Annotated in this window: 3 protein-coding genes; all 3 read right to left on the bottom strand. The window is 71.7% G+C overall.

Annotated features, from left to right (window positions below; genetic code table 11):
- Window positions 1–507: hypothetical protein (locus ACFKCF_RS61560; protein WP_394506782.1), on the bottom strand; the 507-nt coding region annotated here is incomplete at its 3' end.
- Between the two features lie 113 nt (window positions 508–620).
- Window positions 621–992 carry an STAS domain-containing protein gene (locus ACFKCF_RS61565; protein WP_394506784.1) on the bottom strand — a complete coding sequence of 124 codons (372 nt, stop codon included), beginning with the start codon at window positions 990–992 and terminating at the stop codon, window positions 621–623.
- 155 nt (window positions 993–1,147) lie between these two features.
- A partial coding sequence (locus ACFKCF_RS61570) for an STAS domain-containing protein (protein ID WP_394506786.1) occupies window positions 1,148–1,472 on the bottom strand: 325 nt, incomplete at its 5' end.

The following is a 1,472-nucleotide window of genomic DNA, read 5'->3' on the forward strand; positions in this document are numbered from 1 at the left end:
GCCTGCCCGCTGCTGGAGGTGGAGGTTGAGGCTGCCCGGCTGGTAGAGGGGCGAGATGAGGTAGACCGCCTGGGATCTGCGGTCTTGGCCGGAGGCGAGGATCTGCCCGATGTGCGGGTGGTGCAGGCGCATGCTCCGTACTTCCCGCAGGAAGGTGCGAAATCGCTGGGGGTCGCTGTTGGCTTGGTGGAACACCTTGGCCACGACGATGGTGGCGGGGTCGGCGAGCTCGTAGGCCTTGTACAGGGTGGCCATGGCGCTGGCGTCGGCGTTCAAGGGGGCGTAGATGCGCCAGCGGTCGTTGAGCACCATGATCGGCGCAGGGCCGTCGGCGAGCGCAGGCGCCGGCTGCGTGACCTGGCCCGCCTGGGGCCGGGGCAGGTGCCGGCCTTGCGCGCGCTGCAGCGTGGCCGAGGCGATGATCTGTGACGAGGCGATGATCTGCTCGGCGTCGGAGCGGGCCTGGGCGAGGATCGCGGCGGCTTGGATCTGGGCTTCTCCCAGCACCTGATGACGTAGCCGATCCAGCTCGGCTGTTGCCTCAGCGGGAAGACAAGGGCGTGGCCCGGCGGTCGTCCTGCTGGCAGCGGTGGCGAGAACAGACATGTGCGGACGACGTCTCAGCGCGCTGCCGCGGGGCGGCTGGAGCCTCTGCCCGGGGTGGTGTCGTACATCGGGAAGCTGCGGTCCAGGCCGGTGAGGCGCAGCACCCTGGCCAGGTGTGGGCGGGGGGCGGCCAGGCCGAGGGCGATGTCCAGGGATCGGGCCCGGTGCTGGACACCGACCACGACGCCTAGCCCGGCGGCGTCGCAGAACGACACTCCGGACAGGTCGAGGATGAGCAGGCTGGTGCTGTGCCGCAAGGCGCGCAGGAGGCGTTCGCGTAGCGTCTCGCGGGTGGCGAGGTCGAGCTCGCCGCGCAGGTGCACGATGGTGGCGCTGGCAGGGATGGGCCACAGACCTGCCCCGAGGTGGGGGTGGAGGGTGGTCATGAGGTGCTCCGATCGAGGGCATGACTGGATGCTGGCACTGCGGGGATAGGGCTTCGCGATGAGGTCGAATGCGGTCGGTGACAGGGCTGCTGTCACGGCCCGGGCAAGTGGCCGGCGGCACCACGCCCCGGGCATCCCTCGGGGGGCCGGTGGACTCATGCGTGAGCTGGGCCAGGCGTGGGGCAGCCGGGGCGCGCCGGCGCCTGCAGGTGGAGACCGGGCGTCTGGTGCCAGCCGGTGAGCTCGAGCAGGCGTCGCACCTGTGGAGGCACCGACCGCAGGGTCAGGACACGGTCGCCGCCGCTGTCGTGAAGAGCGGCGGCGGCGCTGACCAGGGCGCGCAGGCAGCCGGTGTCGATGAACGTCAGGCTGCTCAGATCGACGCAGAAGCCGGCGCCGCCGCTCGCCATCGAGGCCAGCGCCCGCCTCAGGGCGGGCAGAGTGGCGCGGTCGAGCTCACCCTCGATCCGCAGGCCCGCG

The organism is Nonomuraea sp. JJY05 (assembly GCF_043496855.1).
Lineage (GTDB): Bacteria > Actinomycetota > Actinomycetes > Streptosporangiales > Streptosporangiaceae > Nonomuraea.

Coding starts and splice junctions, on each gene's coding strand:
- ACFKCF_RS61565 (WP_394506784.1), bottom strand. CDS start 992: ATGACCACCCTCCACCCCCACCTCGGGGCAGGTCTGTGGCCCATCCCT.